The sequence below is a fragment of the Mesorhizobium sp. M7A.F.Ca.CA.001.10.2.1 genome (assembly GCF_003998575.1).
Taxonomy (GTDB): domain Bacteria; phylum Pseudomonadota; class Alphaproteobacteria; order Rhizobiales; family Rhizobiaceae; genus Mesorhizobium.
The window spans coordinates 1-1,733 of the sequence record NZ_RZQY01000936.1; the positions used below are offsets into that span (position 1 = coordinate 1).

Genomic DNA, 1,733 nt, shown 5'->3' on the forward strand with positions numbered 1-1,733 from the left:
CCATTTCCTATGCGCTGGTGGCAATGCTGCCCGGCGCCAACTTCGCCGTCGTCACGCAGGCCGCGCTAACCGCTTCGCGCGCCACGGCTCTGTCTGCCGCCGCCGGTGTTGCCTTGGGCGCGAGTTCGCTGGCGACCATCGTCGCGACTGGCGCCGGAGCGTTGCCGTCAGGGGGCTTTGCACACCAGATGGCCGCCAGCCTCTACGGTGCAATGCTGGTCTTCATCGGTTGGAATTCGATGCGGCGGGCGCTGTCGATCAAGGTTGGCTTCGACGTGCCGAAGCCCGTTCCAATCACGCGATACTTTCGGCTGGGCTTTGTCACGGCAGTGGCAAACCCTGCCACCGCATTGTTCTTCGCGTCCTCCACACTGAACTTGGATGCGCGCGGGGCAATGCACCTATCCTTGGCTGTGCTGGTTTTTGCCATTGCCATCGCCTGGTTTGGCCTTCTCGGCCTTTGTATTTCCCAACCGGTCGCCCAGCGATTTTACGCACGTTTTCGAAAGCATGCAGACATCGTATTGGGAGGAACTCTGGTGGCGCTCGGCTTCTCCGCATTTGGACATTGAGCGACAGGTGTATGCGCCCACTTGTCAGCCGCGGTTGGGCAGCTCCACGTTCTTCAGCAACGCCACGAGCTGGCTTTGCTGGCGGGTTCCGGTCTTGGCGAAAATCCGTTCGAGATAGGTGCGGCCGGTTTTCACGGTGATGTTGGAACGCGCCGCCGCCTCCTTCAACGGCCGCCCTTGCGAAAGGGCGGCCGCCAGCCGCGCTTCGGCGGGCGTCAGGTCGAACAGGCCGGCAAGCAGGGTTGGCGAAGGCACCATGGAACTGGCGCTCACCGCCGTCGCGGCGATCAGGATGTCGCCCCCCGAAAAGATATCATGCGCCGAACGGAGCAGCGGCAGGACATGGACGATGATCGACTGCCTGTCTTGTCGCGCGGGTACCGGGATTGATCGGACCGAGGGTTCGATCTCGCTGCGCACGGCGGCGATGGCTTGCTGAAACAAAAGGTCTGCTTGCACATCGCCAATCGCCATGCTGCCGAAGGCGACCGGCAGGAACATCGCGGGCATGGCCTCAAGCAGCGGGTTGGTGGCCAGCACGCGTCCATTGGATGAAAGGACAGCAGCCGGCAGTCCCATTCTTTCCATTGCCGCAACTGTTCCTTGCGCGCGCTCAAGCCCGAGCCTCGCCGCAATCAGGCTGGCACGCGCCAGATGCGGCCGCAGCGCGTTCATTCGCGCGAGATCGTCTGCCGAAGGACGATCGTTGTCGCGCCAGCGCTCGGTCGAAAACAGTGCCATTTCCCCCGTCGGCATGACGATGAACGAACCAATCTGTCCGCCAATCCCCAGCGGCCGGGTGCGATCGAGGCGCAGGTGATTGCTTGCCAGAGCTCCGGCGGGGAAATAATCGGCGTCGTAGACAAAAGCCGAAGGCGGGGTCATCGAGAAGAGGAGTTGCACCTCCTCGCTCTTCTGCCATCCATTGGCAGCGTCGAAAGCCTCCAGCACTGGCGAGATCAAATCGGTCGCGATGAATTTTGGCGGGGCTCGGTCATCGAACAGGACAAGCGAGGCGGCAGCCGAGTTGGACTCGCTGCTCAACTGCTCCAGGACGTCGCGCCACATCTCCGGCACGAATGCAGCCTCGTAGATGCGGTCGGCCAGATCGGAAGTCACTTGTGCCTCGTTGGCTGCGCTACCAACTCCGCGTTCTTCACC

Annotated in this window: 2 protein-coding genes; one reads left to right on the forward strand and one right to left on the reverse strand. The window is 62.5% G+C overall.

Translation table 11 applies throughout. The features are described 5' to 3' along the window. The first annotated feature begins 2 nt into the window (after positions 1-2). Positions 3-572: a LysE family transporter gene (locus EN964_RS33675; RefSeq protein ID WP_245490723.1), complete on the forward strand. Its 570-nt coding sequence runs from the start codon at positions 3-5 to the stop codon at positions 570-572. Positions 573-596: 24 nt separating this feature from the next. Here the strand turns inward: EN964_RS33675 and EN964_RS33680 are convergent. Then, positions 597-1,733 (reverse strand): helix-turn-helix transcriptional regulator (locus EN964_RS33680; RefSeq protein WP_245490724.1); only part of this gene is annotated, 1,137 nt, incomplete at its 5' end.